Origin of the sequence: Pseudohalioglobus lutimaris (genome assembly GCF_002866825.1) — a bacterium.
Taxonomy (GTDB): domain Bacteria; phylum Pseudomonadota; class Gammaproteobacteria; order Pseudomonadales; family Halieaceae; genus Halioglobus; species Halioglobus lutimaris.
Genome location: NZ_PKUS01000018.1, coordinates 72032 through 96421, shown reverse-complemented (window position 1 = coordinate 96421; position 24390 = coordinate 72032). Strand labels below are relative to the sequence as shown.

Here is a 24390-nt window from a genome sequence, read left to right as displayed (position 1 = left end):
CTCCCTCACTGCCCGCAGTTCGCCGCAGACCCCAGGGCTCGCTGGTAATGCCCTGTGATATCAGCAGACAGGAACGCATTACTGATCACTGGCTCTCCCGCAGGCGAATCAAGCTTGAAGGCCGGATAGTTGTCTACCAACTGCGTTTTATTGAGGGGAAAACTGGCGCTGTGCAAAACGCGCTCTCCCAGCCTCACCGCCAGGTGGCCGGTGGACCGTCGCGGTCGACGCACCGACCACTGGTAATACGTGGAGATGGTGAGCAACTGGCAGCCATCACCGGGCAGGGCAAACTCGGCGCGCGTACCGGGTAGCACCAGTTCCAGGTCCCGCCCGGCGATGCGCAGGGAAAAGTGGCCTTCCTGCTGTGCCAACACCGGGGGCGCCGCACCAACGAGGACTGGCAACTGTAAAGTCCACGCCCCATAACCCGGTGTGCGCCGGTAACTGTTGCCAGTATAGTGGCGTTGCCCGCCCCGCTCGGTCGCCGTCAATGCAACCCTGCGCACCGACTCTGCCCAACTGGCATATTCAGCCTCAATCGGGTCCAGGGCTTTTGCGGAAGCGACCTGCGGGGGCGCGAAGTACGCCCCCGCCTCGCCGTGGCGCTGCATCTTGTTCTGGTAAACCAGGTACTCCCCGGCCAGGTCAAGGACGCCACGCTGTGACCAGTCGAAGCTGGCCATGTCCCAGAAAACCGTTTCGCGCCCCTGGACATCGCCGCCTAGGAGTAACGGTGTCAGCTCTTTCCCGTCCAATCCCGTCGGCACCGGCAGCCCGGCATGCGCGAGCAATGATGGCATCAGGTCGCGAATGAATACCGGCGCGCGGACTTCCCGCGGAGCCAGGGTGCCCGGTCGCGAGAGAATCAGCGGTGTGCGCAGGCCACCCTCATAAAACGTGTTCTTTTTCCCAAAGTAGGGCTTGTTGCTGTTGCGGTCCTTGTTCACACCACCATTGTCGCTGGCAAACACCACCAGTGTGTCGGCTAACTCACCCGCCTCATCCAGTGCCTGCAGCAGGCGACCTACCGAGTCGTCCAATTGCGCCACCAGGGCCAGATAGCGCCCCTCTGCTGTTTCCGGGAACTTTGCGGCGAATCGAGCCGGCGGCTGCACGGGAGTGTGCGGGGCAAAGTACCAGAGATTGATAAACCAGGGGGCTGTCGCGGCGGAAAGCTGTTTGATCCTGGTAACAGCAGCATCGGTAAGTATATCGGTAAGGTGCCCGCTAATCTGGCGGGGTGCGAGGGAGGAGCCTTGCAGCCAGGGATTGTAATAGGAGGATCGGGCGGGTCCCGCGACGCCATTGCCGGTTTCCAGGGCGTGCAGGAAACCGAACCACTCGGTGAAGCCCTGGCGGTCGGGAAAGGCGGAGGGCTGGTCCTGGCCCAGGTGCCATTTACCCAGGTGCAACGTGGCATAACCGGCCTCTGACAATATTTCCGGCAGTGTGGCGACTTCCGGGCCTATCCCGCGCAAATGAGGGGGTACGCCAATCCGGCTGGCGGCCATCCCCGTTAACAACTCCACGCGTGAAGGGCGACAGGTGGCGTGGGCGTAATGCCGCGTGAAGCGCACACCCTGTCGCGCCAGACGGTCAATGTTGGGGGTGGTTGCGCTGCCGTCGCCAAAAATACCCAGGTCATTGTTACCCAGGTCATCGGCAAGTATCAGCAGGATATTCGGCCTATTGTTGTCATCGCCTGCACCCGGGGTTTCCGTACCACACGCGGCCAGCAGGATAACCAGCAACAGCGGCAGGCAGGCGGAACGCACGTCAGGAAGAGCGTGCCAGTAATCCGTGATCGTCGCGCAGGATGCGTTCGCGCCAGTCGAGATCCTCATGCATACCCGGAAATTGTTGCTGGTCCCGGCGCAGGTTCTGCAACACCTTGCTCACATCCTCGTCGCTGGCAAAGCCATGATCACGCTCCAGCAGGATTTCACGCACCCGGTTGGTCGGATCCAGGTCGCAGTCAAGGCAGGCGGAAATACCACCGCGTGCCAACAAGTCTACCTTGGTGTCGTTGAGCGCGGTGAAACCAATATCGGTGACATGGCCCAGGGGCGTGGTTTTCTCGTAGTCGTTGCAACACACGTAGTAATTGCCGCTCCAGCCCACAAACAGAAACTTGAAGGCTGCGTCGCAGAGCGTGGAGATACCGTGGTCGCGCATCAGCCCCTCTGCCTCATCCAGAGTGGCGCGACTTTCCAGGAACAACTTGCCATTTTCACAGGCACCACCCCGGTTGTTCTGCGCGAACACCAGGAAGCGGTTTACGCCGTGTGAACGCCAGAAGGCTTTCATCTCCTCAACTTTGGACTTGTTGATATCGTGCTCGACAATGTTAATGGTGATCTGCACCTTGTCCTTCGCGATCTCCACAAACTTCAGCGCATTGTTCATCGACGTGTCGAAGTCAAGGTTATAGACCTCTTCATAATCTTCACCAAAGTCACTGATACTGAGGCTTATTTCCTTGAGCCCGGCGTCAACCAGGTCCTGCGCCAGCTGCGCGTGCATGCGCGAAGCATTACTGGTCATCCCAACACGCAGCCCCTTTTGCGTGGCGTGTTGCATGAATTCAACAATATCGGCGTGCAGGGTCGGTTCTCCCTGGCCGGTAAACGTGACCTTGGGCAGGGGCTGGGGAAGCTCCAGTACTCGATCGATCGCCTGGTAGAAATTCTCCCGACTGAGATAACCTTGCTGCGGGGTTTTGTCACGCGGGCAAAATGAGCAAAGGGCGTTGCAGCGGTTGGTCAACTCGATATCGACTAGCACGTGGGAAAACTTCATAATGACGCAACTTCCGGATGTAAAGCTGGCCCGCGAAGGGGGTCAGTCATGGGGCACAAGAGTATAGCACCGCATTGCCCTGTTCAATTCCTGCCCGACAACGATACAGACGATATCCTGGGAAACCCATGCAGTACTTGATTCTCCTTCTCTCCCTGGCAGCGGTAATTGCCCTGATACTCTGGTTGCGCCAAAGGCAGCCAGGAGAAGCCGTGCGGGCTGCGGAACCGGTTCAACCTCTACACCTGGGTATCAAGTCCTACATGCGCGAGGACTACTCCCGCGCCGAACCGATTTTGCGTCATCATGCGGAAGCCGGGGAGCTCAAGGCACAGCAACTGCTGGCAAAAATGTACTATTCCGGCCACGGTGTGCCTCAGAGCATGGAGCTGTACCTGCAGTGGCTGGAGCGCGCAGCAGACCAGGGTGACCGTGCCGCCAAAGCCAGGCTCAAGGCCGCCAAAAAGAACCGTGACGCCTGAGCAGATCGCTTGCGCAGGCCTTCGGGCTGCGCGTAGAATGCCCGCAACTAATTGATAATTATTTGAAAATTGCTCTGATCTGGCCATTCCAGGCAGCGGCCGCAACCAGGTTCCCACGCTATGTCTCTTTATGTTCCTCCCAGCCTGCGCGTTGATTTCGAGCCCAGATTACGCGGCCAGAGTACCTGGATGGACCACGCCTGCTTCGGCTATGACCTGGTCGCCGCCAAGGCGCCCCGGCTACTCGTCGAACTGGGCAGCCAGCGCGGCTTCTCCTTTGGCGTTTTCTGCCAGTCTGTACGCAGTCACTCGCAGGATTGCACCTGTTACGCTGTCGACACCTGGGAGGGTGATCAACACACGGGCAGCTACGGTGAAGAGATCTACGATGCCCTGGCAGGCCATGTGCGCGAGCACTACCGGCACTATGCCTACTTGCTGCGTATGACTTTCGATGCGGCCTCGCCCCAGTTCAGCGACGGATCGATCGACCTGCTGCACATCGATGGCCTGCACACTTACGAGGCGGTATCCCACGATTTCAACACCTGGTATCCGAAAGTCGCGGAGGGGGGCATTATCCTGTTTCACGATATTGCTGAACGCCAGGGGGACTTCGGGGTCTGGAGACTCTGGGAGGAACTGGAACAGCAACACCAGACCTTTGCCTTCAAACATGGGCACGGCCTGGGCGTGCTACGCAAACCCGGGGGCAAACCGCTGGAACAGGAGTCGCAGCTCATTCAACTGCTTTTCGCCGACTCACCCGAAGACCGCCAGGCACTGGGCGAGCTCTACAGCATCGGCGGCCAGTTCCTTAAAAGCCGGCGCCAGGCGCGCAAATTCCGCCAGTCCCGGGAAGCGGCGGTGAAGCGCAAGCTGTCGGGCAAGAGCTGATTGTGAGCAGGAAACCACTCCTTTCCATTGTCGTCGTTGCTTACCGCATGCCGGAACAACTGGAGAGAACCCTGTTCACCCTGTCTGCGACTTACCAACGTAATGTCGACGCACAGGATTACGAAGTCATCGTCGTGGAGAACAGTTCAGACCGTCCCTTTGCGGCGGAGAAGCTGGATGCGCTACAGGGCAATTTTCGTTACTTCCTGCGTGAAGAAACCGCGAAAACGCCGGTACATGCCCTCAATTTTGGATTTGCGCAGGCGCGCGGTGAATATGTCGGCATCATGATAGATGGCGCGCATATGATTACCCCCCGGGTCATCGAGCATGCCCTGGCCTGCTTCCGCGCACATCCCAATTGCCTGGTTGGCATTCCCGTTCACCACCTCGGACCGGAAGAACAAAATATCAGCACAGGGAACGGCTACGATATTGCCGAGCAGGACCGCTTGCTGGGTAGTGTGGAATGGCGCGAGGACGGCTATGAGTTGTTCCGGGTCAGCGTCTGGTGCAGCGCGCATTCACGTGGGTTCATGCAGCCGATCTCCGAGTCCAACTGCTACTTCGTGCCCCGGGCCAACCTGGCGCAGATCGAGCATGCCGATACCCGCTTCGACTACGAAGGCGGCGGGGCCATCAACCTGCATATGTTTCGCGCCCTGGGGTTGCTGCCCGGCACGGTCTACCTGCTGCTCATGGGGGAAGCCAGCTTCCACCAGTTTCACGGTGGTGTGACCTCCAATGAAACCCGGGAGCAGGTCGTCGGAAAATTCTATAGCCAGCTGAGCGAGTTATGGCGCGGCAAGTACAAGGCGCTGACGCGCGAGCCGCTCTTCTATGGCAGCATCAGCCCCCAGGCCCAGGCGCTGATCAGTGCGGCGTCAAAGTATGGCGAGCGCAGGGCAAAACGCCTCGGCGAGCTGGGAAAACCCCTTTGGCCCGAGCGTCCTGTCGACTCGGTGGAAGAGCTCCCGTTTTTCGGGGACTAGGCAAGCCGTGACAATTACCGCGCCCCTGGTTCACATCGGCTATCCAAAATGCCTCTCCACCTGGCTGCAGCAGTGCCTGTTTCTGCCCGAGTTCGGCTTCATCAACCCGCTCAACGCGTTTGACATACAGCTGGGGCTGGTCAGCCCAAACCCGCTGGACTTCGAACCGGGTGATTTTTGCGAAACGTTTTCCCAGCGTTGCCACCAGGCGGCGGGCGACAGGTCACTGATGCCCGTATGCAGCTCGGAAAACCTGGTGGGCGCGCTATCTCATGGCGGCTACAACGCAAAATACAATGCAGACAAACTGCAGGCCTGCTTTCCGCAAGCCAGGATACTGATGGTGATCCGTGAGCAGCGCTCCATGCTGCGTTCCCTGTACCGGACCCTGGTCGCCTGGGGCAACCCCTACCCTATCAAGAAATTGCTTAACTCCCCGCCGCACTGGCGGCACATCGCGCCCAGTTTTCAACTGGAAGCCCTGGAATATGATCGCTTGATCCGCTACTACCAGCAGCGCTTTGGCGCGGAAAGCGTGAAGGTTTTATGCTTCGAACAGTTTCAGCTGGACCCCAGGCGCTTCGCCGCAGACGTTTTCCGGTTTTGCGCTCTACCCGCAGACGAGCAACAGCTGGCAGCGCTGCCGCTGCAGCAAAGGCTGAACCCTGGCTCATCCCTGTTTGGCATAGAGAAAAAGAGGCTGGGCAACCGCCTCTACCGCAGTATTTATAATAGCAATGGGCTGCTGGAAGAGACCGAGGAACGGCAATTCCAGAGGATGGCGGCGTTTCGGGCAAGGCAGGATGGATGGCTGGATCGTAAGCTTGGCCCGGCAATGGAGCGCCGCTTCCGCCACCACATGGAGGCCTTACCGCAGGGACAATTTGAGGCCAGTAATACCCGCACTCAGGCCCTGGTTGACGCGGACCTGGAAGCGCTGGGTTACCAGCTGGGAGGCTGAGTCTCAGCCCGCGTCAAACTCGCGGATTTCGTAGCTGTGAGTCATCTCCACCCCGGCCGCGCCAAGCATGATAGAGGCGCTGCAGTACTTCTCAGCCGACAACTCCACCGCGCGCTTGACCTGGTTCTCTTTCAGCTTCACGCCTGTCACCACGAAGTGCAGATTGATACGGGTGAAGACGGCGGGCACGGCATCCGCGCGCTCTGCCTCGATCTCAACCTGACAGTCAACGACGTTCTGACGCGACTTCTTCAACATGCCCAACACGTCGTAGGTGGAGCAACCACCGGTGCCGATGAGCAGCATTTCCATAGGCCTTGGTCCGAGGTTACGTCCTCCAAGGTCCGCAGAGCCGTCCATAACCACCGCATGGCCGCTCCCGGATTCGCCTACAAACATTGCGCCATCGGTCCACTTTACCGTCGCCTTCATCGAACTTTCTCTTCATACTGGGGAAAAACGGTCGGGGAGCTTAGCACAACAAGTACCGTTTTACTTGGACCGGGTCTGGGATAAACTAATACAAAACAAAGCGACATAATTTTAGGGAATAACCCATTGCTCAAACCGCAAATAACCAAAGCCATGCCGACTGTCGAGAGCTTCCTGCGCCATTGCCAACGCAAGGAGTACAAAGCCAAGGCCTCGGTGATGAAACAGGGTGAGGCCGGTGACAAACTCTACCTGATCCTCGATGGATCCGTCTCAGTAATGGTGGAAGATGAGTCTGAGCCAGACCACCTGATGGTCGTCAGCTATCTCAATCCGGGAGACTTCGTCGGTGAGATGGGCTTGTTCGAAGACGAGGCTCCCCAGCGTAGTGCCATGGTGGTTGCCAAAACCCAGTGTGAAGTGGCGGAAATCTCCTATACCAAGTTCCACCAGATAAGCAGCCAGCACCCCGAAATCCTCTATGCCGTAGCGCGCCAGCTGGGCAAGCGACTGCGCCAGACCACACGCAAGCTCTCCGATCTCGCCTTTGTTGATGTATCTGGCCGCATTGCCCATACCCTGCTGGACCTATGCAAGGAGCCCGACGCCATGACCCACCCCGACGGCATGCAGATCAAGATCACCCGACAGGAGCTTGGCAAGATCGTTGGCTGCTCACGGGAGATGGCAGGCCGGGTACTGAAGTCCCTGGAGCAGGACGGACTGGTTTCGGTCTCCGGAAAAACCATGGTGGTCTTTGGCACCCGCTAGGGTCAGCGTCTGCAGTCGGGCCGCGCGATAGACCCGGGGATGGCCTGGCCCTCTTAGAAAAACAACTCCCTTAGTTTTTCGCCGGGCTCATCGGCGCGCATAAACGCCTCACCGACCAGGAAGGCATGCACGTCGTGCTCGCGCATCAACGCCACATCGGCAGGCGTATGAATTCCACTTTCGGTGACGACCACCCTGCCCGCGGGGATATGCGGCAACAATTCCAGGGTCGTTTCCAGGCGCATATCGAAACTGTGCAGGTCTCTGTTGTTAATCCCTACCAGCTGCGTCTCCAGCTCCAGCGCCCGATCCAACTCTGCCCGGTCGTGCACTTCCACCAGCACGTCCAGTCCAAGTTCGATGGCCGTATCGGCCAGCTCTCGCATCTGCTCATCCGCCAGGGCAGCGACGATCAACAGTATCGCGTCCGCGCCAATAGCACGCGCTTCAACCACCTGGTAGGGATCGACGGTGAAGTCCTTGCGAATTACCGGCAGGGCGCAGGCAGCACTGGCCTGTTGCAGGTAAAGATCGGCGCCCTGGAAAAAGTCTATATCGGTGAGTACTGACAGGCAGGTAGCACCCCCGTTCTGGTAGCTGACCGCAATCTGCTGCGGATGAAAGTCTTGCCGAATGACTCCCTTGCTGGGCGAGGCCTTCTTCACTTCGGCGATTACCGCTGGCGCCGACGCGGCGACTCTCGCCGCCATGGCAGCCGCAAATCCACGAGGCGCCGCCTGCTCGGAAATACGTGACTCCAGTCCCGCGAGCGACACCTTTGCTCGACGCTCCTTCACTTCCTCTGCCTTGCGGGCGAGTATCTTACGCAAAATAGTGGGGGGAGTTACCGACATGACACTACTTCCCTTCTGCGCGCATCAATTGGGTGAAATCGATGAACGAGTTCAGTTTCTCGGCAGCCTGGCCACTGGCCAGTAAGTCCTCTGCCATGGCGACGCCATCAGCCAGCGTGCTGGCAATACCAGCTACATAGATGGTGGCACCGGCGTTCAGGGCAATTATGGCGGCGGCCCTGGACGAGGCAGGATCAGTAGCTCCGGCCAGCGCGCCACGAATGAGGGCTGCAGACTCATTGGCATCGGCAACGGCCAGCCCATCCAGGCTCTGACGGGCCACCCCGAATTCCTCCGGCGTAATATGATAGGTCTCTATGCTTCCATCGCGCAGTTCGGCGACACGGGTTCCGGCGGCAATTGATATCTCGTCCAGGCCGTCGTCCGAATGCACAATCATCACGTGCTCAGCGCCCAGCGCCTTGCTGACCTCGGCCATCGGTTCACATAGCTCAGCGGAAAACACGCCGATGACCTGCCGTTTGACGCCAGCCGGGTTGGTCAGTGGACCCAGGATATTGAACACCGTACGCAGCCCCAGCTCGCGACGCGGGCCGACTGCATGGCGCATCGCACTGTGGTGAGCCGGGGCGAACATAAATCCCACGCCGACCTCCTGGACGGCACGCGCCACCTGATCCGGACGCAGATCCAAAGGCATACCCAGCGTCTCCAGTACATCCGAACTGCCGCTGCTGGAAGACACACTGCGATTTCCATGCTTGGCGACATGGGCGCCGGCCGCGGCCACCACAAAGGTTGAAGCGGTGGAAACGTTGAACAGGTTGGCCCCATCGCCACCGGTGCCTACCAGGTCAACCAGGTTAGGGCAATCCACCTCTACCGGCGTCGCCAATTCACGCATCACCTGGGCAGCACCGGCAATCTCTGCGATGGTCTCACCCTTGATGCGCAGCGCGACCAGCAGGGCGCCTATCTGTGCGTCGGTGGCGGCGCCGGACATTACCTGGTGCATTACACCGGCCATTTCGTCACGACTGAGATCCTGTGACGCCACCAGTGCGGCGATAGCCTCCTGAATATTCATGCTATTGCTCCAGAAAATTCCGCAGCAGGTCATGACCGTGCGCGGTAAGAATCGATTCAGGGTGGAACTGCACGCCCTCAATGGCCAGCTCGCGATGGCGCAGGCCCATGATTTCATCCACTGCACCCGATTCAGTCTGGGTCCAGGCGGTGACTTCCAGGCAGTCGGGAAGACTGGCCTTTTCCACCACCAGACTGTGGTAGCGGGTGGCTTCAAAAGGCTGGCTCAGACCACGGAACACGCCCTGTCCGCGATGATGAACCGGGGAAGTCTTCCCGTGCATGACCTGGCGTGCTCGCACCACCTTGCCACCAAACACCTGGCCAATGCTCTGGTGACCCAGGCAGATGCCAAGAATCGGGAGTCTGCCGGCGTAGGCCTTGATGACCTCCATGGAAATACCGGCTTCGTTAGGGGTACACGGACCGGGCGAAATAACAATTTTCTCCGGGGCGAGCGCTTTGATATCGCTGACCGCGATTTCATCGTTGCGCACTACCTGGACGTCCGCGCCCAGTTCGCCCAGGTACTGCACCACGTTGTAGGTAAAGGAGTCGTAGTTGTCTATCATCAGCAACATATCAGCTCCCCACTCCGGCAAGCGCCATGGAGGCGGCGCGGAACATGGCACGGGCCTTGTTGTGGGTTTCCTTCCACTCCAGCCGCGGTACAGAATCGGCCACCACACCGCCGCCAGCCTGCACATACAGTCTGCCGTCCTTGATTACCGCGGTGCGAATCGCGATCGCAGTGTCCATATCACCCGCCCATGAAATGTAACCCACCGCGCCACCGTAGACGCCGCGTTTGACCGGCTCAAGCTCGTCGATGATCTCCATCGCTCGAATTTTTGGTGCCCCGCTGAGCGTGCCGGCGGGCAGGGTTGCCCGCAGCACATCGATGGCGGTGCGGTCACCCTTGAGCTGGCCGGTGACATTAGAGACGATATGCATAACGTGTGAGTAACGCTCTACTTCCATCTTGTCGGTCAATTCAACGGAGCCGATCTCGGCAATACGGCCCACATCGTTACGCCCCAGGTCGATCAGCATCAGGTGCTCGGCAATCTCCTTGGGGTCAGCCAGCAGCTCCGCTTCCAGCGCGAGATCCTCCTCCTCGGAATAGCCTCGTCGCCGCGTTCCGGCAATGGGCCGCACCGTGACCTCACCCTGCTCCAGCCGGGCGAGGATTTCCGGAGAGGAACCGACGATATGAAAGTCCTCAAGGTCCAGGAAATACATGTAGGGTGAGGGATTGAGATTGCGCAGCGCGCGATAGAGATTCAGCGGAGGCGCCGAGAACGGCACGCTCATACGCTGGGACGGCACTACTTGCATCACGTCTCCGGCGAGCACGTACTCTTTCACCTTGTCTACCGCCTGATAGTACATGGCCTCGGTGAAATGCGACTCGGCCTGCTGCTCCAGTTCAGCACTGTCAGCGCCTTCCAGTACGACTTCAGGCAGCGGTGGCATGGGGTCACGCAATTTTGCCACCAGCTCCCGCAGGCGCTGCTGCGCTGACGCCAGAGCATTTTCTGCAGCGGGGTCAACGCTGACCACCAGGCGAATCGTACCCGCCAGGTTATCGAACACCAGGACTTCCTCGGCAACCATCAACAGAATATCGGGGGTACCCAGTTCATCCGCCGGCTGACCGGCCGCCAGGCGTGGCTCTACATAGCGTACGCTGTCATAACCGAAGTAACCCACCAGCCCGCCATGAAACACGGGCAGGTCATCGCGGGGGGCTGTCCGATAACGCTGGTGAAAGGCCTCGGCATAGGCCAGCGGATCCGCAACCTCCTCACTCTCAACCAGAGCACCGTTTTCATATACATCAGCACGGTAACCATGGACTTTGAGAACGGTGCGACAGGGCATGCCTATAATGGAATAACGACCCCATTTTTCGCCGCCCTGGACAGATTCAAAGAAGAAAGAGTAGGGACCCTCGGCCAGTTTCCGATAAGCGCTGATCGGCGTTTCCAGGTCGGCCAGCACTTCCAGGCTAACGGGTATACGGTTGTAGTCTTGTGCCGCCAGCGCGGCAAAGTCCTGTGAATTCATGGGTGTTCCTCGGAGAATGGTTTGCGTAAACAGGTCGTGACGAGGTCCTGGCTACCATCGCCAGCAGGTGATCTCACGCATCGAGAGGGTTTCGATGCTGTTACGCGGGGCTGTTTGCACAGCGGTCTCCGGATTGAAAGTGCGCCTATTTTACATGGCGGCATGGTATTGGCAAATGGCTGGTCGAGAACGATCCCTGCGCTGTACTCTTGCCGGAGGGCGGCCTGGAGAACATACAGCGCGGTCAGGGAGGCGGCATAGCCCCTCTCCTGAGCGATCCAGGAAACAAACAGCGGCCTGTAAGCAGCTAACTCCCGGCCAACTCAGACCGCATCCGGGCAATCACCTCAGCGTAATCCGGCTGATTAAAGATCGCGGAGCCCGCGACAAAAGTATCGGCACCCGCGGCAGCAATTTCGGCAATGTTTTTAGCTGAAACCCCACCATCCACTTCGAGGCGAATATCATGGCCAGAGGCGTCGATCAGCGCTCGCGCCTCACGTAACTTGTCCAGCGTGGACGGAATAAAAGACTGGCCACCGAACCCGGGGTTAACTGACATCAGCAGCACCATATCGACCTTGTCCATCACGTACTTCAGCGCGTCCAGGCCCGCTGCCGGGTTGAACACCAGGCCAGACTTGCAGCCCGCATCGCGAATCATCTGCAAGGAGCGATCGACATGCGTGGAGGCATCAGGATGAAACGTGATGTAAGTGGCACCCGCCTCAGCGAAGTCACCGATAAGGCGATCCACCGGACTGACCATCAGGTGCACATCGATGGGGGCCGTTACACCGTGCTTGCGCAACGCGCTGCACACCAGGGGCCCGATCGTGAGGTTGGGCACGTAATGGTTATCCATCACATCGAAATGGACGATATCGGCGCCGGCAGCGAGGACATTGTCCACCTCTTCCCCCAGGCGAGCAAAGTCAGCGGAGAGGATGGAGGGCGCTATCTGGTAGTCGTTCATGATCTGGGTTCCGGGCCAATACAGAGCGCTATTCTAACTGTTCAAGCGCGCAGGGACGAGGCGCAAACGCCTGAATTATCGTCTGTCAGCCGCGCTGATGCGCGCATCCAGTTCCGTCAGCCGCTGCGGCGTGCCGACATCTTCCCAGTCGCCACGGAAGTGCTCACCGCCAAGGCAACCCTCGGCAATCGCTGCATCCAGTAGTGGACGCAGCGCCAGCTTACCCGGCTCCATGTGGGCAAAGAATGCCGGCGCGAACACACCGAGGCCGGCGTAGGTATAGCCGACACGCTCTGCCGGCCGATACGTCACCCTGCCCTCCGCGTCCAGGCAAAAATCGCCCAGGGGGTGCTGCGGCGGATTATCGACCATGACCAGGTGGGCAGTCTCCCAGGGTTTCAACTGCCACCTGCCCAGGCGCTGGAATGGGTAGTCGATCCACACATCACCATTGACCACCAGAAAGGGCTGAGCACCCAACACTGGCAGCGCGCGCTGAATACCACCGGCAGTCTCCAGTGGCTGCTCCTCTGGCGAGTAGGTAATTTCCAGCCCCCAGCGGGAGCCGTCACCGCAATACGCTTCTATTTGCCGGCCTAGGTGCGAGATATTTATCACCACCTGCGCAAACCCCGCCCCGGCCAGCCCGCGCAGGTGATACTCGATCAAAGGTGTGCCTGCTACCTGCAGCAGGGGTTTGGGAGTGTGACCGGTGAGGGGCAGCATACGTTCTCCGAACCCGGCAGCCAGGATCATTGCTCTCACGGCGCAGGGCCCCATGGCTGGGCAGAAAAAACCGGCACAACGGCGGTTTCAAACCAGTCCGCGAAGGCAGCGATGTCGGCACATTCACCCCGGCGCTGGTGCAAAACCTCGCGAATATAGCGCATCACCAGGGGTAGATCAGCGAGGTATGCGGATTTGCCGTCACGCAGGTAAAGCCGGGCAAAGGTGCCCAGTACTTTGAGATGACGCTGCAGACCCATCAGGTCAAACCAGCGCAGAAAAACCGCCTCCGACACGCCCACAAGCGCACCAGCCTGCTGCAGCCGGGCCAGGTAAGCCAGCGCCCAGGCGCTTACCTGCTCCGGCTCCCAACGTATGTAACAGTCACGCAACAGGGATACCAGGTCATAAGAGACCGGCCCAACCACGGCATCCTGAAAATCGATCACTGCCAGGGCACCGTCGGCCTGGGGCATGAGATTGCGGCTGTGAAAGTCACGATGGACCAGCACGCGGGGTTGCTCCAGGGCACTGGCAGTAAGACGCGAACTGAACGTCTCCCAGAGCGTATTGGGGGGCGGCTCCGCAGCAAGCAACTCCACCACAAACCAGTGAGGAAATCGGCTGAGCTCTTCGCTCAGCAGTTCATCATCGTAATGCGGCCAATCCGGATCAGGTACCGCTGTGGCACCCATTTTCTGCAACACATCAAACGCCGCCCGGTAACTGCGGTCAACCGATGCGGGCGTGAGTTCTGCCAGCAGCAGCCTGTCGCCCAGGTCTCCCAACAGCAGGAAACCGCGCGCCAGATCCGCCGCCACCATTGCCGGCACACGGATACCCGCCGCATCCAGTAGCGCTCGAACAGCCAGGAACTCAGCGTTCTTCTCACTCTGTGGGGGTGCCTCCACGGCAATAAAGCTGTGCTCGGCCAGGGTAAGGCGGAAGTATCGGCGCGCACTGGCGTCTCCGGCAATCGGCGCAAACGCCTGGGCACTGGAGGCGCCGAGCACCGACAGTGCCCAGGGCAGCAGTTCAGGGTCTGCGGGGGTGGAACTCAATGATAACTCCTTCACTGCGGGTCGATCCTTGCGGCGGACCGGTGACAGGGAAAATTTCTCGGACAAGGGGGATTCGATGCATTAGACTTCGCCTTTCACCGCCAAACAACCCTGATAAGAATGACGCTCAGTTTTCCCGCTCCCGGACCGCGCACTGGCACTCAATTTCTCTGCCTGGCCGTCGCCCTGATGGTATTGGTCCCGTCGGCGCTGGCACAGGATAACAGCGAGCAAGCCCAGGCACACCCCCTGGACTGGGTGAAAGCCCGTCAGGTGCCGCGAGAACTGCGTGATGACCAGTGCGTCAACTGCGATGGTCGCTATCTCGATCCACTGCGTGATGTCGACACATCAGTCACACCTGAAGAGTCCGATCTCAATGCGCGCGCAGACAACACCGAACTGACAGAGAATACGGTCACCTTCAGCGGCAATGTCGAAGCCAACCAGGGCTATCGACAGATTCGGGCTGACAGTGCCCGCTTCGACCAGGTTGACCGCACAGCGGTGCTGGAAGGCGATATCACATTGCGCGAACCCGGCATCCTGCTGCGCGGGGAAAGAGCTACCATCCTGGCCCGCACTGGCGAAGCAAGCATCGAGAACAGTCAGTTCGCGCTGCACGAACAGCACCTGCACGGCAATGCCGAAGTATTGTCACGTGATGAAGACGGTATTTTGCATATCCACGGTGGCCAACTCAGCTTTTGCGCCCCGGGTGAAGACGAATGGCGAATTCGTGCAGGCGAGTTGGAACTCGATGTCCAGGAAGGACTGGGCGTAGCCCGCGGTGCCCGGGTGGACATCGCCGGCGTACCCATATTCTACTCCCCATGGATGCAATTCCCACTGGACGACCGCCGACGTACTGGCTTTCTATGGCCGGATATAGGCTCTGACACCCGCGGTGGCGTCGACATTTCAGTGCCGGTCTACGTCAACCTGGCACCCGACTACGACCTGCTCTACTCCCCTCGCTACATCGAGGAGCGCGGCATCAACCATGAAGCCAAAGCGCGCTACCTGAATCCGTTGATTGGCGAATGGATGGTAGGCGGCGCATTCATGGACAACGACAAGCGCTACGAAGACGAATACCCCAGTGACCGCAATTACGATCGCTGGCTGGCGGTGGTCAAGCAAAACGGTCTGTTCAACCAGCGCTGGCGCTCCAGGGTGGACTACAGCAAGGCCAGCGACGTCAACTATATCAAGGACCTGGAGACCTCCAGTCTTGATTCAAAACGCAAGACCGAACTGCTGCAGTTCGGCGGGCTGGACTACCTCGGGGATCGCTGGCTGGCCAGTGTGGAAGTGCAGCAGTTCCAGAGTCTGGCGGATGACATCAATAACGACTACAAGAAGCTGCCGCAAATCACTGGTCGCTACCGACCGGATGGCACCCCCTTTGAAATCGACCCGATTTTTATGGCCCAGTATTCAAGCTTCGACAGCGATGATGACCGGGTGACCGGCAATCGCCTGTATACGGAAGCGGGCTTGAGCTACCCCATGCTCTGGACCTATGGTTTCCTGCGCCCCAACGCAAGATACCGTTTCCTGAAATACGACCTGAACCAGAACGACAACTTCGAGGACAACAGCCCGGACGCCGGTGCGGCACTGGTCAATCTCGACGGTGGTTTGTACTTTGATCGCTCGACGACTCTCTTCGGCAACTCCATGCTGCAGACTCTGGAGCCAAGACTCTACTACCTCTACAGTGGGTTTGATGAGCAGACCGACCAACCCGATTTCGACAGCGCCGAGCTGACCTTTACCTACAACCAGTTGTTCCGCGACACGCGCTTCTCCGGACGCGACCGTATCGACGACGCCAACCAGGTCTCGGTGGGCCTCACTACACGCTTTATCGATGAGGAAGATGGCCGTGAGGAGTTCAGCGCCAGCCTCGGCCAGATCATCTATTTCCGCGATCGCGAGGTCCGCCTGAAGGCCACGGACGAGCCTCTGGAAACAGGAGGCTCTGAACTTGCAGCCGAAGTAGCCTATTACCCGAATGAGCGGCTGAGTGCGCGCGCCAGCCTGATCTGGGATCCCTATAGCGACAAGATGAACTCGGGCAATTTCTTTACCAGCTATACGCGGGATGACGGCAGTATCATCAACCTGGGCTACTCCTATCGTCGTCCGCTGACCACGGTGAATACCGAGCAGCCTCCCACCGAGCAGGCCCACGTCTCATTTTTCGTCCCGGCGGGCCGTAATTGGCGCGTTTTCGCCGCGATGAACTATTCGGTCGAGGCCAATACCAGCGTGGAAGATATGTTCGGAGTGGAATATGATAGCTGCTGCTGGAAAGTGCGGCTGCTCTACCTGCGGTACTTTGATACCGCTGCCGGGGAAAACCCCGACTTTAATGACCCGCTGCTCGAGCGGGAAGACTCCACCCAGATTCAGATCGTGCTCAAGGGCATGGGCGGCTTCGGCAGCCGGGCCAGCAGCATCATGAAGGATATGATCCGAGGTTTTAACGACAGTGAATATTAAATCAACGTTGCTCGGCTGCTGCCTGACGGCATCCATGCTGCTCATGGGGACAGCGCGCGCTGAGACCGAGATGCTGGACCAGGTTGTCGCCATCGTAGAGGATGACGTGGTCATGGCCAGCGAACTGCGCCAGCGCCTCAAACAGGTGCGTGAAACACTGACATCACGCGGCGTGGAACTGCCTCCGGAAGATGTACTGATCCGCGAGACGCTGGACCGACTTATTTTGGAGAATATACAGCTACAGAAGGGCCAGCGTGTTGGCGTGCGCATTTCTGACAGTCAGTTGAACAGCGCCATGCAGCGTGTCGCTGCCCAGAACGGGTTGAGCCTGGACCAATTCCGCGCGGCACTGGAAGAGCAGGGGCAGTCTTACCAGGCCATGCGTGAGCAGATTCGCCGGGAAATGATCATCCAGCGAGTCCAGGCCGGCAACGTCAATCAACGTATAGAGATTTCAGAGCAGGAGGCCGACAACTTCCTGGCAACAGAAGAAGGCCAGAAGCTGACCCAGCCGGAATACCAGATTCTGCATGCCCTGCTGGCGGTCTCACCCAGCGCTCCGGCGGACGAGATCTCACGCGCCGAGACCTACGCCAACAAGGTACTGGCTGAAATTCGCGCCGGCAGTCCATTTGAGACCGCAGTCAGCGCCCCCGGACCTTACGCCTTCAGCGGCGGCAATCTGGGCTGGCGCAAGCTGGACGACCTGCCCTCCCTGTTCTCCGATGTCGCCCCAGCGCTGGCCAAGGGTGATACAGAACTGGTGCGTTCCGACAGCGGTTTCCACCTCATCAATATGGCGGACCGCCGCGGTGGCGAAAACATGCTGGTGAGCCAGACCCGGGTGCGCCATATCCTGGTCAAGCCATCCGAGATCATGACTGACGAACAGGCTCTGGAACTGGTAACCGAGCTGAAGGCACGCATCGAGGGTGGCGAGGACTTTGCCGACCTGGCGCGCGAATACTCAGATGACATCGGCTCGGCCCAGGAAGGCGGTGACCTGGGCTGGACCAGTCCTGGACAGATGGTCCCCGAATTTGAAAAGGCCATGGGTGACACGCCTGTCGGAGAGATATCCTCGCCTGTGCGCAGTCAGTTTGGCTGGCACATCCTGGAGGTACTGGAGCGCCGTGATGAGGATATGACCGCCACTGCGACGCGCAACAAGGCTATGAACTACCTGCACCAGCGCAAGTACGATGAAGAACTGGACGCCTGGCTCAGGCAGATCCGCGACGAAGCCTTTGTCGACATCAAGTGATTCCGCGCATTGCCCTGACTCCCGGCGAGCCGGCTGGCATCGGCCCGGACATCACTCTGGCTGCTGCCGGGCAGGCATGGAACGCAGAAATCGTTGCCGTCTGCGACCCTGAACTGCTGCGCACTCGCGCCAGGCAACTGAACCTGGCAGTAGACCTGGTAGAGTTTGAGCCCAACGCAGCACCCCAGCCACACCAGCCCGGTACGCTGAAGGTACGCCCAATAGCGCTTGCGGCTTCCTGCACAGCGGGCAGCCTGAATCCGGCGAACGCGCAATACGTCATCGACACCCTGCACTGCGCTGTAGACGGTTGCATGGACAAGACCTTCTCCGCCATGGTCACCGCTCCGGTACAAAAGTCGATCATCAATGACGCCGGCATTGCCTTTTCCGGGCATACAGAATTACTTGCTGAACGCACCGGGACTGCCCGTGTGGTGATGATGCTGGCCTGCGACGAATTGCGGGTGGCCCTGGCGACTACCCACCTGCCACTGCGGGATGTTCCCGATGCCATTACCGGGGAACTGCTGAGCGAAACCCTGCATATCGTTCATAGTGACCTGCAATCAAAGTTCGGCATTGCAGCGCCGCGCATCGCCGTCCTCGGGCTCAATCCCCATGCCGGTGAAGGGGGCCACCTGGGACATGAGGAAATCGATGTGATTATCCCCGCACTGGAGCAGCTCAAGCGGCAGGGCCTGCAACTGCTGGGCCCGCTGCCTGCAGACACGGCCTTCAATCGAAAAGCACTGGCCAACTGTGACGCCGTGTTTGCCATGTATCACGACCAGGGCCTGCCCACGCTCAAGTACGCCGGCTTTGGCAATGCCGTCAACATCACCCTCGGACTGCCCGTTATCCGTACCTCGGTGGATCACGGCACAGCCCTTGACCTTGCCGGAGCAGGCAAGGCTGCCCCCGACAGTCTGTTTACCGCGCTGCGTACTGCCCTGGACATGAGCACCAATGACCTGCGGACGAGCGCCTGAGACAGTCGCTTCTTCCGCCGCCTGGTTTACACCTCTGGGCCACGCCAATAGAATCAACGTTCTTTCACCCCTTGCCAAGAGCCAGTAATGAGCAACCCCACACAAACTCCTTCTACGGGCCTCTATGCCTTCACCGAGTGCGAAGCCGTGCATATGCTCACCGGTGCGGTACTGCTCATCGACAAGTTCAGCGATGCCCAGGTCATGGTGGCTCCGCCGGTCGCTCAAAGCATGCAGACCTGCAGAACGTTCCGCACGCTGGAACGACACGCAGAACACCTGACCGCTACCGTACCGGAGCTCGCGGGGCAAACCAGTGACGTGATGAACGTGCTGGGCATGCTCAGGGATGCAGGCCTGATGGTGTCCGCGGAGAGTGTCTGTGAACGCCTCAATGCACCCGTATCCCCACCGGTGGATTTGCCGGCGACCCGCGGTTTTATCATTACCTGCGACCGCCCGACAGCAATTGAGCGCTTGCTGGAATCAATGCTTAGAGCCGGCAACCTGAGCCGACATCAGGCACTGTTCCTCATAGATGACTCGCGCGATGCGGCCAACGCAGAGCGAAACCGGGAAGCGGTGGATAAGTTCAACCTGTCGTCGCCGCGCGACCTGCTCTACTTCGGGGCCGAAGAGGCGAGCCAGTTCATGGCTGACCTCATCAGCGCCAGACCGGATGAGGAGGACGCCATTCGCTTTCTCATCGATCGCCAGCGTTGGTCCGGGGAAAAAACCCATGGCCTTGCCCGCAACCTTTGCCTGCTGCTCTCCGTCGGCTACCGTGCCATCGTACTGGACGATGATGTGCTGTGTACCGCCCTGCTCCCGCCTCACCGGAAGCCGGGGATAGAGTTTGGCACCCCGGAACGAGAAGCGGACTTCTATGCCAATCATCAGGAGATGCTGTCCGCCAGCACTGTTGCCGATTTCGATCCGCTGACGGGTCACAGCCAATGTCTCGGACTGAATATGGGCCAGGCCACGCAGAAACTGCAGGGCCGCCCTGTTGAGGCCGCAGAGCTCGAAGACGCCAATGCCAGCTACCTGCGTTTATGGAACGCCCACTCCCCTGTTCTGGTCACCCAGTGCGGGACGCTGGGTGACCCGGGTTCCCCCAGTACTGACTGGATATACTTTGCCCAGGGTGACACCGCCAGACATCTGGCGGCCTTTCCCGGTGGACTGGAGGGCGCTCTGGCGTCGCGCAGTTATTGGCTGGGCCACACCCGCCCCTGCTTTACCAAGATGGCGGTCATGTCACAGGCAACCGGACTGGATAACTCACAGCTGCTCCCGCCTTACTTCCCGGTGTATCGCGGCGAGGACTACCTGTTCGGTGCCATGACTGAACACATGCACCCGGAGGGAACCATCCTGAGCTACGACTGGTGTGTGCCACATCTTCCGGTAGAAGCGCGCCAGGGCGAAGGGGAACCTGAGCCAAAGACAGGCAAAGGCCTGTTCAGCATGGGCAAGTATGTGACCGATCATACGGTTTACCAGTCAGGCATCAGCCCCGAAACCAGACTGCAGGGGCTTGCCAATATGGCCACCGCACTTTCACAGACGAATGATCGCGGCCTGGCGACCCTGTTCCGCAGGGAGGTCGCCGAGCTGCAGGGCCTGGAACAATACAAGCTCAACTCCCTGCTTGCAGACGGCAGTATTCGCCCGCCCGCCTGGCAGTCATGGCTGCAGGACAGCGCCAACAACGTCAGCCAGGCCATGCAAACCGTGGCCGAGATAAAGGATATGAGTAACCTGCCCGAGGGCAAGGACAATGCACAGCTATTAAACCAGTTCCGCAGTCTCGCGGCGGACTTCGGAGAAGCGCTGGCCTCCTGGGTTGCACTGCGCAAGGCGGCCAGGGAGATCAGTGACCGCCTCTGAGGCCAGGGGCCTACTTTTTCATTGAGGCCCGATACTGAGCCAGAGTGTCTTCCGGGTCTCCCTCAGCACGAATTTTCCCTTTGTCGATCCACAACACGCGATCACAGAGCTCCTTGACCTGGGCGTTGGAATGGGAAACGAAGACCACGGTCTGGTTGCCACTGATGCGCTGCTTCATCGCCTGTTCCGCCTTCTGCCTGAATTCGGCGTCACCGACACTGAGGATCTCATCGACCAACAGGATATCAACGTGGGTCAGCAGCGCGGTGGTGAAGCCCAGGCGTGACTTCATACCCGCAGAATAGGTTTTCACCGGCTCCTCGAATGAATCCCCCAATTCCGAGAAGGCCTTGATCTCCTCCAGGTAACCAAGTGCCTCAGACTTGCTGGCCCCCTGGAGCATGGCCGAGAGCAGCGCGTTGTCCCGCCCGTTGAGATCCAGCCTATGGCCTAGGCCGATGGTAAGCAGCGACGCCGCCACGTCCGGCCGGGTAATGACCGTACCGCTGGTGGGGGCGAGAATACCGGCCATAATACGTAACATCGTGGTCTTGCCAACGCCATTACGCCCGACGATTCCCAGTGTTTCATTCTCGTATAGCTTGAAGGACACGCCGTCCAGCACGTGATGCACCCCGTCATCGAAACTGCCCTTGCTGCTGCGAAAACTGAGGGAGACATCCTGCAACTCCAGCATTACCTGTGGGTTTTCCGGCGTCATCAGGTCAGCACCTTTAATGCGAGGTACTGGCTATGCTTTCTCATATACCCTACTGAAAGTGCGATCAACACCGACGAGGCCAGCGCGATAAGGCCAAGATGCAGCAGATCCGGCGCTTGCTTGTGCATTAGAATCTGTCGGTGTGCGTCGATCATGAACGCCAGCGGATTGGCCGTTAACAGCAGCGCGGCTTTTTCCTGGTCAGCGATCTGCCGTACATCCCAGAAGATGCCCGAGGTGAACAGCAAAAAGGTCATCGCCAGGGGAATAACTTTCTGGAAATCGCGGGAGATGCAAACCAGGCAGGCACCGATCAGGCTGCAGGCAACAATACCAAGATACATGACCGCGAGTACGGGAATCATCCACAGCCAGGGCGCGCCCGGATAAACACCAAACACAACCAGTATCAGCAGCAGTAAAAGGTATACCGTTGCCTGCCGGTACAGACTCTCCTGAACAACCGACATCGGCCACAGTGACTTGGGCATATTCACTTTGCCCACCAGCCCCTGGCTCGCAATAATACTGCCAGAGGCTTGCGAAACGGTCTTGGAAAACCAGATAAAGGCAAACTTGCCGCAGGTCAGGAAGAGGATAAAGTCGCCTGATTTTCTGCCTGAATCCAGGATCAGGTTGAATACCAGGAAAAATACTGACACCCACAACAGCGGCTCAAGAAACCACCAGAGGAAGCCCAGTGAAAATTTCGAAGAGTCCGCCTTTAACAGCATACGAGCCTGGACATCGACAAGACTGAAATAGTGGCGGAGGGTCATGGGTTGAAGTCGTTTCCGTTCGGCTAGAGCTGGCTGTATCCGGCGAGTAGGAGTTTACCAGAATTCTCTGCCCGGTAACGGCAATCAGTAGTATTCACGTCGGTCACAGGTACAATAGCCGCCATGTCATCCCGACCTACCGCACATCGTCCGCGCAAACGCTTCGGCCAGAACTTTCTGACCGATGACAGTGTCATTGGCCGCATTGCATCGGCGATTGCGCCCACTGTGACCGATCACATTGTTGAAATAGGCCCCGGGCAGGGTGCGTTGACCGAAACCCTCGCACCCTCCGGCTGCCAGCTGGATGTGATCGAGCTGGACCGCGACCTGATCGCTGGCCTGCTCGCCAGCTTCAGCATCCATCCGCGCTTTACGCTGCATAGCGCCGACGCGCTGAAGTTCGATTTCGCCTCGCTGGCCCGTGGCGATGCGCAGCTGCGTGTAGTGGGGAACCTCCCATACAACATTTCCACACCGTTGATTTTCAAGCTGCTGGAGAATGCAACGATCATCCGCGACATGCATTTCATGCTACAGCTGGAGGTCGTGCAACGACTCGCCGCAAAGCCGGGTAGCAAAAACTGGGGAAGACTTGGCATCATGACGCAATACCAGTGCGAGGTGGAACATTTGTTCGATGTGCCGCCCGAGGCGTTCGATCCGCCGCCGAAAGTACAGTCCGCCATTGTGCGACTTACCCCCTGGACGCAGAATCCGTGGCCGCAATGCGACCAGGCCCGGCTGCGTCAGGTGGTGCAGGCCTGTTTTGCCCAGCGCAGGAAAACCTTGCGCAACAACCTTAAAGGGCTTATAGATAGTGGCGCGCTGGAGCAACTGGGAATCGACCCGGGCGCACGGGCAGAAACCCTGGAACTAATAAAATTTATCGATATCACTAACGCCATCAATGTCTAACATCCCGTTCAACCCCTCGCTGGTCGGTGTCAGTGTGGTGACCACCTTCCTTCCCAATCATTCCATTCCGGATGAAGGGCACTTCACCTTCGCCTATACCATTACTATCAGCAACGCCAGCGACCTGCCCGTACAGCTGGTCTCACGCCACTGGATCATCACCGATGCCAACGAAGAGATACAGGAGGTGCGCGGTGAGGGCGTAGTGGGTGAGCAGCCGGTGATCCCTCCAGGTGAATCGTACCGCTACACCAGCGGTGCCACGCTGGCCACTCCCCTGGGCTATATGCAGGGCAGCTACTATATGGTGGTGAGGGAGCCCATGGACGTATCGCCCGGTGAACTGCCCACATTCGAAGTGCCTGTAGCACCGTTCACCCTGCATACGCCGACGGCATTGAACTGACATGGCCACCTATGCAGTCGGCGATGTACAGGGTTGCCTGGAACCCCTCAAGTGCCTGCTGCAAACGGTAAAGTTTGACCCTGCAACAGACGTATTATGGTCGGCGGGCGACATCGTTAACCGAGGCCCGTCCTGCCTGGAGACCCTGCGCTTCTTTTACCAGCTGCGGGACAGCCTGGTGATGGTCCTGGGCAACCATGACCTGCACCTGCTGGCGATTGCCTGCGGCGCGAGGCGCCCGTCAAAAGCTGACACGCTGGACGAAATTCTCGAAGCGCCGGATCGTGGGGAGCTCATTGAGTGGCTGATTCACCAACCGCTGATCCACCACGAGCATGACTATACTCTGGTCCATGCAGGGATCCCCCCGCAGTGGTCAGTAAAGAAAGCTGTAAAGCGCGCTCAAGAGGTCGAAACAGTACTGCGCGGCCCGAATTGCGTAGAGTTCCTGCGCACCATGTACGGCAACGAACCCGCCGTATGGTCCGGGGAACTGACGGGAATGGCCCGTCTGCGAGTGATAACCAACTACCTGACGCGCATGCGCTACTGTACGGACGAGGGCTGGCTGGATCTGGTTCACAAGGGCCCCGAAGCACCCTGTAACGGCAAAAAAGTATCAGCCTGGTTCAGTCACCCGCGACGCAAGACAGTCAATGATCGCATCCTGTTCGGCCACTGGGCCTCACTGGCGGGGAAAACCGACACACCCAATGCAATCGGGCTGGATACGGGCTGCGTCTGGGGCGGCTCCTTATCACTCTACTGTCTCGAGACAGGTGCCTGGACCCGCTGCCGCTGCGAAAGTGGCAACCAAACCATACCTGATTAG

24 protein-coding genes are annotated in these 24390 nt (G+C 59.1%); 12 read left to right on the top strand and 12 right to left on the bottom strand.

Features of this window, described 5'->3' with window-relative positions:
- Positions 1 to 5: 5 nt before the first annotated feature.
- Positions 6 to 1847 (bottom strand): sulfatase family protein, encoded by a 1842-nt coding sequence (locus C0039_RS13620; RefSeq protein WP_101518365.1) that lies wholly within the window; start codon positions 1845 to 1847, stop codon positions 6 to 8.
- Complete coding sequence (locus tag C0039_RS13615; protein WP_075999366.1) at positions 1780 to 2802, bottom strand: radical SAM/SPASM domain-containing protein; 1023 nt, start codon at positions 2800 to 2802, stop codon at positions 1780 to 1782. The genes C0039_RS13620 and C0039_RS13615 overlap by 68 nt, the downstream gene beginning before the upstream one ends.
- A gap of 128 nt (positions 2803 to 2930) precedes the next feature.
- Between C0039_RS13615 and C0039_RS13610 the strand changes: the two genes are divergently transcribed.
- The 4 genes from C0039_RS13610 (at position 2931) to C0039_RS13595 (ending at position 6134) form a co-directional block, all read left to right on the top strand.
- The gene (locus tag C0039_RS13610; RefSeq protein WP_101518364.1) at positions 2931 to 3284 is read left to right on the top strand and encodes an SEL1-like repeat protein; all 354 of its coding nucleotides are present in this window, start codon (positions 2931 to 2933) and stop codon (positions 3282 to 3284) included.
- A gap of 120 nt (positions 3285 to 3404) precedes the next feature.
- A complete protein-coding gene (locus C0039_RS13605; protein WP_075999368.1) occupies positions 3405 to 4181 on the top strand; it encodes a class I SAM-dependent methyltransferase in 777 nt (258 codons plus the stop codon).
- Between the two features lie 2 nt (positions 4182 to 4183).
- Entirely contained in the window at positions 4184 to 5173 is a 990-nt protein-coding gene (locus tag C0039_RS13600) for a glycosyltransferase family 2 protein (protein ID WP_133126002.1), read from the top strand.
- 7 nt (positions 5174 to 5180) lie between these two features.
- Positions 5181 to 6134 carry a sulfotransferase gene (locus C0039_RS13595; RefSeq protein WP_165787135.1) on the top strand — a complete coding sequence of 318 codons (954 nt, stop codon included), beginning with the start codon at positions 5181 to 5183 and terminating at the stop codon, positions 6132 to 6134.
- A 3-nt stretch (positions 6135 to 6137) separates the two neighbouring features.
- Here C0039_RS13595 and C0039_RS13590 read toward each other — a convergent pair whose 3' ends face one another.
- On the bottom strand, positions 6138 to 6566 hold the full coding sequence (locus C0039_RS13590; protein WP_075999370.1) for an OsmC family protein: 429 nt from the start codon (positions 6564 to 6566) through the stop codon (positions 6138 to 6140).
- A gap of 126 nt (positions 6567 to 6692) precedes the next feature.
- Here C0039_RS13590 and crp point away from each other — a divergent pair, with 126 nt between their 5' ends.
- Positions 6693 to 7337, top strand: coding sequence for a cAMP-activated global transcriptional regulator CRP (crp, locus tag C0039_RS13585; protein WP_075999371.1), 645 nt, complete (start codon positions 6693 to 6695; stop codon positions 7335 to 7337).
- Between the two features lie 53 nt (positions 7338 to 7390).
- Here crp and trpC read toward each other — a convergent pair whose 3' ends face one another.
- From trpC to C0039_RS13550, 7 genes are all read right to left on the bottom strand, one after another.
- Positions 7391 to 8191, bottom strand: coding sequence for an indole-3-glycerol phosphate synthase TrpC (gene trpC, locus C0039_RS13580; protein ID WP_075999372.1), 801 nt, complete (start codon positions 8189 to 8191; stop codon positions 7391 to 7393).
- Between the two features lie 4 nt (positions 8192 to 8195).
- On the bottom strand, positions 8196 to 9239 hold the full coding sequence (trpD, locus tag C0039_RS13575; RefSeq protein ID WP_075999373.1) for an anthranilate phosphoribosyltransferase: 1044 nt from the start codon (positions 9237 to 9239) through the stop codon (positions 8196 to 8198).
- A gap of 1 nt (position 9240) precedes the next feature.
- Positions 9241 to 9819 (bottom strand): anthranilate synthase component II, encoded by a 579-nt coding sequence (locus tag C0039_RS13570; RefSeq protein ID WP_075999374.1) that lies wholly within the window; start codon positions 9817 to 9819, stop codon positions 9241 to 9243.
- A 1-nt stretch (position 9820) separates the two neighbouring features.
- A complete protein-coding gene (gene trpE / locus C0039_RS13565) occupies positions 9821 to 11308 on the bottom strand; it encodes an anthranilate synthase component I (protein WP_075999375.1) in 1488 nt (495 codons plus the stop codon).
- A gap of 307 nt (positions 11309 to 11615) precedes the next feature.
- Positions 11616 to 12284 (bottom strand): ribulose-phosphate 3-epimerase, encoded by a 669-nt coding sequence (rpe, locus tag C0039_RS13560; protein WP_101518361.1) that lies wholly within the window; start codon positions 12282 to 12284, stop codon positions 11616 to 11618.
- A 75-nt stretch (positions 12285 to 12359) separates the two neighbouring features.
- Complete coding sequence (gene murU, locus C0039_RS13555) at positions 12360 to 13040, bottom strand: N-acetylmuramate alpha-1-phosphate uridylyltransferase MurU (protein ID WP_341476652.1); 681 nt, start codon at positions 13038 to 13040, stop codon at positions 12360 to 12362.
- Between the two features lie 5 nt (positions 13041 to 13045).
- On the bottom strand, positions 13046 to 14071 hold the full coding sequence (locus tag C0039_RS13550; protein WP_243391620.1) for an aminoglycoside phosphotransferase family protein: 1026 nt from the start codon (positions 14069 to 14071) through the stop codon (positions 13046 to 13048).
- Between the two features lie 120 nt (positions 14072 to 14191).
- Here C0039_RS13550 and C0039_RS13545 point away from each other — a divergent pair, with 120 nt between their 5' ends.
- From C0039_RS13545 to C0039_RS13530, 4 genes are all read left to right on the top strand, one after another.
- The gene (locus tag C0039_RS13545; protein ID WP_243391619.1) at positions 14192 to 16582 is read left to right on the top strand and encodes an LPS-assembly protein LptD; all 2391 of its coding nucleotides are present in this window, start codon (positions 14192 to 14194) and stop codon (positions 16580 to 16582) included.
- Positions 16572 to 17849 (top strand): peptidylprolyl isomerase, encoded by a 1278-nt coding sequence (locus C0039_RS13540; protein ID WP_101518359.1) that lies wholly within the window; start codon positions 16572 to 16574, stop codon positions 17847 to 17849. Before C0039_RS13545 ends, C0039_RS13540 begins: the two co-directional genes overlap by 11 nt.
- On the top strand, positions 17846 to 18841 hold the full coding sequence (pdxA, locus tag C0039_RS13535) for a 4-hydroxythreonine-4-phosphate dehydrogenase PdxA (RefSeq protein WP_101518358.1): 996 nt from the start codon (positions 17846 to 17848) through the stop codon (positions 18839 to 18841). Before C0039_RS13540 ends, pdxA begins: the two co-directional genes overlap by 4 nt.
- 87 nt (positions 18842 to 18928) lie before the next feature.
- The gene (locus C0039_RS13530; RefSeq protein ID WP_101518357.1) at positions 18929 to 20734 is read left to right on the top strand and encodes a hypothetical protein; all 1806 of its coding nucleotides are present in this window, start codon (positions 18929 to 18931) and stop codon (positions 20732 to 20734) included.
- A gap of 10 nt (positions 20735 to 20744) precedes the next feature.
- Here the strand turns inward: C0039_RS13530 and C0039_RS13525 are convergent, their stop codons facing one another.
- Together C0039_RS13525 and C0039_RS13520 are read right to left on the bottom strand one after the other, a co-directional pair.
- Positions 20745 to 21455 carry an ABC transporter ATP-binding protein gene (locus tag C0039_RS13525; RefSeq protein WP_165787134.1) on the bottom strand — a complete coding sequence of 237 codons (711 nt, stop codon included), beginning with the start codon at positions 21453 to 21455 and terminating at the stop codon, positions 20745 to 20747.
- Positions 21455 to 22234 (bottom strand): ABC transporter permease, encoded by a 780-nt coding sequence (locus C0039_RS13520; protein ID WP_243391618.1) that lies wholly within the window; start codon positions 22232 to 22234, stop codon positions 21455 to 21457. Before C0039_RS13520 ends, C0039_RS13525 begins: the two co-directional genes overlap by 1 nt.
- Before the next feature lie 123 nt (positions 22235 to 22357).
- Here C0039_RS13520 and rsmA point away from each other — a divergent pair, with 123 nt between their 5' ends.
- The 3 genes from rsmA to C0039_RS13505 are packed head-to-tail and all read left to right on the top strand — an operon-like array spanning position 22358 to position 24390.
- Complete coding sequence (gene rsmA, locus C0039_RS13515) at positions 22358 to 23152, top strand: 16S rRNA (adenine(1518)-N(6)/adenine(1519)-N(6))-dimethyltransferase RsmA (RefSeq protein ID WP_101518356.1); 795 nt, start codon at positions 22358 to 22360, stop codon at positions 23150 to 23152.
- Entirely contained in the window at positions 23145 to 23558 is a 414-nt protein-coding gene (gene apaG, locus C0039_RS13510) for a Co2+/Mg2+ efflux protein ApaG (RefSeq protein ID WP_075999384.1), read from the top strand. Before rsmA ends, apaG begins: the two co-directional genes overlap by 8 nt.
- Position 23559: 1 nt before the next feature.
- Positions 23560 to 24390 carry a symmetrical bis(5'-nucleosyl)-tetraphosphatase gene (locus tag C0039_RS13505; RefSeq protein WP_101518355.1) on the top strand — a complete coding sequence of 277 codons (831 nt, stop codon included), beginning with the start codon at positions 23560 to 23562 and terminating at the stop codon, positions 24388 to 24390.

Excerpts from the sequence above, each read along its gene's own strand:
- C0039_RS13620 (WP_101518365.1), bottom strand. The coding sequence starts at position 1,847 with ATGAGGATCTCGACTGGCGCGAACGCATCCTGCGCGACGATCACGGAT.
- C0039_RS13615 (WP_075999366.1), bottom strand. The coding sequence starts at position 2,802 with ATGAAGTTTTCCCACGTGCTAGTCGATATCGAGTTGACCAACCGCTGC.
- C0039_RS13610 (WP_101518364.1), top strand. The coding sequence starts at position 2,931 with ATGCAGTACTTGATTCTCCTTCTCTCCCTGGCAGCGGTAATTGCCCTG.
- C0039_RS13605 (WP_075999368.1), top strand. The coding sequence starts at position 3,405 with ATGTCTCTTTATGTTCCTCCCAGCCTGCGCGTTGATTTCGAGCCCAGA.
- C0039_RS13590 (WP_075999370.1), bottom strand. The coding sequence starts at position 6,566 with ATGAAGGCGACGGTAAAGTGGACCGATGGCGCAATGTTTGTAGGCGAA.
- trpC (WP_075999372.1), bottom strand. The coding sequence starts at position 8,191 with ATGTCGGTAACTCCCCCCACTATTTTGCGTAAGATACTCGCCCGCAAG.
- trpD (WP_075999373.1), bottom strand. The coding sequence starts at position 9,239 with ATGAATATTCAGGAGGCTATCGCCGCACTGGTGGCGTCACAGGATCTC.
- C0039_RS13570 (WP_075999374.1), bottom strand. The coding sequence starts at position 9,819 with ATGTTGCTGATGATAGACAACTACGACTCCTTTACCTACAACGTGGTG.
- trpE (WP_075999375.1), bottom strand. The coding sequence starts at position 11,308 with ATGAATTCACAGGACTTTGCCGCGCTGGCGGCACAAGACTACAACCGT.
- rpe (WP_101518361.1), bottom strand. The coding sequence starts at position 12,284 with ATGAACGACTACCAGATAGCGCCCTCCATCCTCTCCGCTGACTTTGCT.
- murU (WP_341476652.1), bottom strand. The coding sequence starts at position 13,040 with ATGATCCTGGCTGCCGGGTTCGGAGAACGTATGCTGCCCCTCACCGGT.
- C0039_RS13545 (WP_243391619.1), top strand. The coding sequence starts at position 14,192 with ATGACGCTCAGTTTTCCCGCTCCCGGACCGCGCACTGGCACTCAATTT.
- C0039_RS13530 (WP_101518357.1), top strand. The coding sequence starts at position 18,929 with ATGAGCAACCCCACACAAACTCCTTCTACGGGCCTCTATGCCTTCACC.
- C0039_RS13525 (WP_165787134.1), bottom strand. The coding sequence starts at position 21,455 with ATGACGCCGGAAAACCCACAGGTAATGCTGGAGTTGCAGGATGTCTCC.
- C0039_RS13520 (WP_243391618.1), bottom strand. The coding sequence starts at position 22,234 with ATGACCCTCCGCCACTATTTCAGTCTTGTCGATGTCCAGGCTCGTATG.
- rsmA (WP_101518356.1), top strand. The coding sequence starts at position 22,358 with ATGTCATCCCGACCTACCGCACATCGTCCGCGCAAACGCTTCGGCCAG.
- apaG (WP_075999384.1), top strand. The coding sequence starts at position 23,145 with ATGTCTAACATCCCGTTCAACCCCTCGCTGGTCGGTGTCAGTGTGGTG.
- C0039_RS13505 (WP_101518355.1), top strand. The coding sequence starts at position 23,560 with ATGGCCACCTATGCAGTCGGCGATGTACAGGGTTGCCTGGAACCCCTC.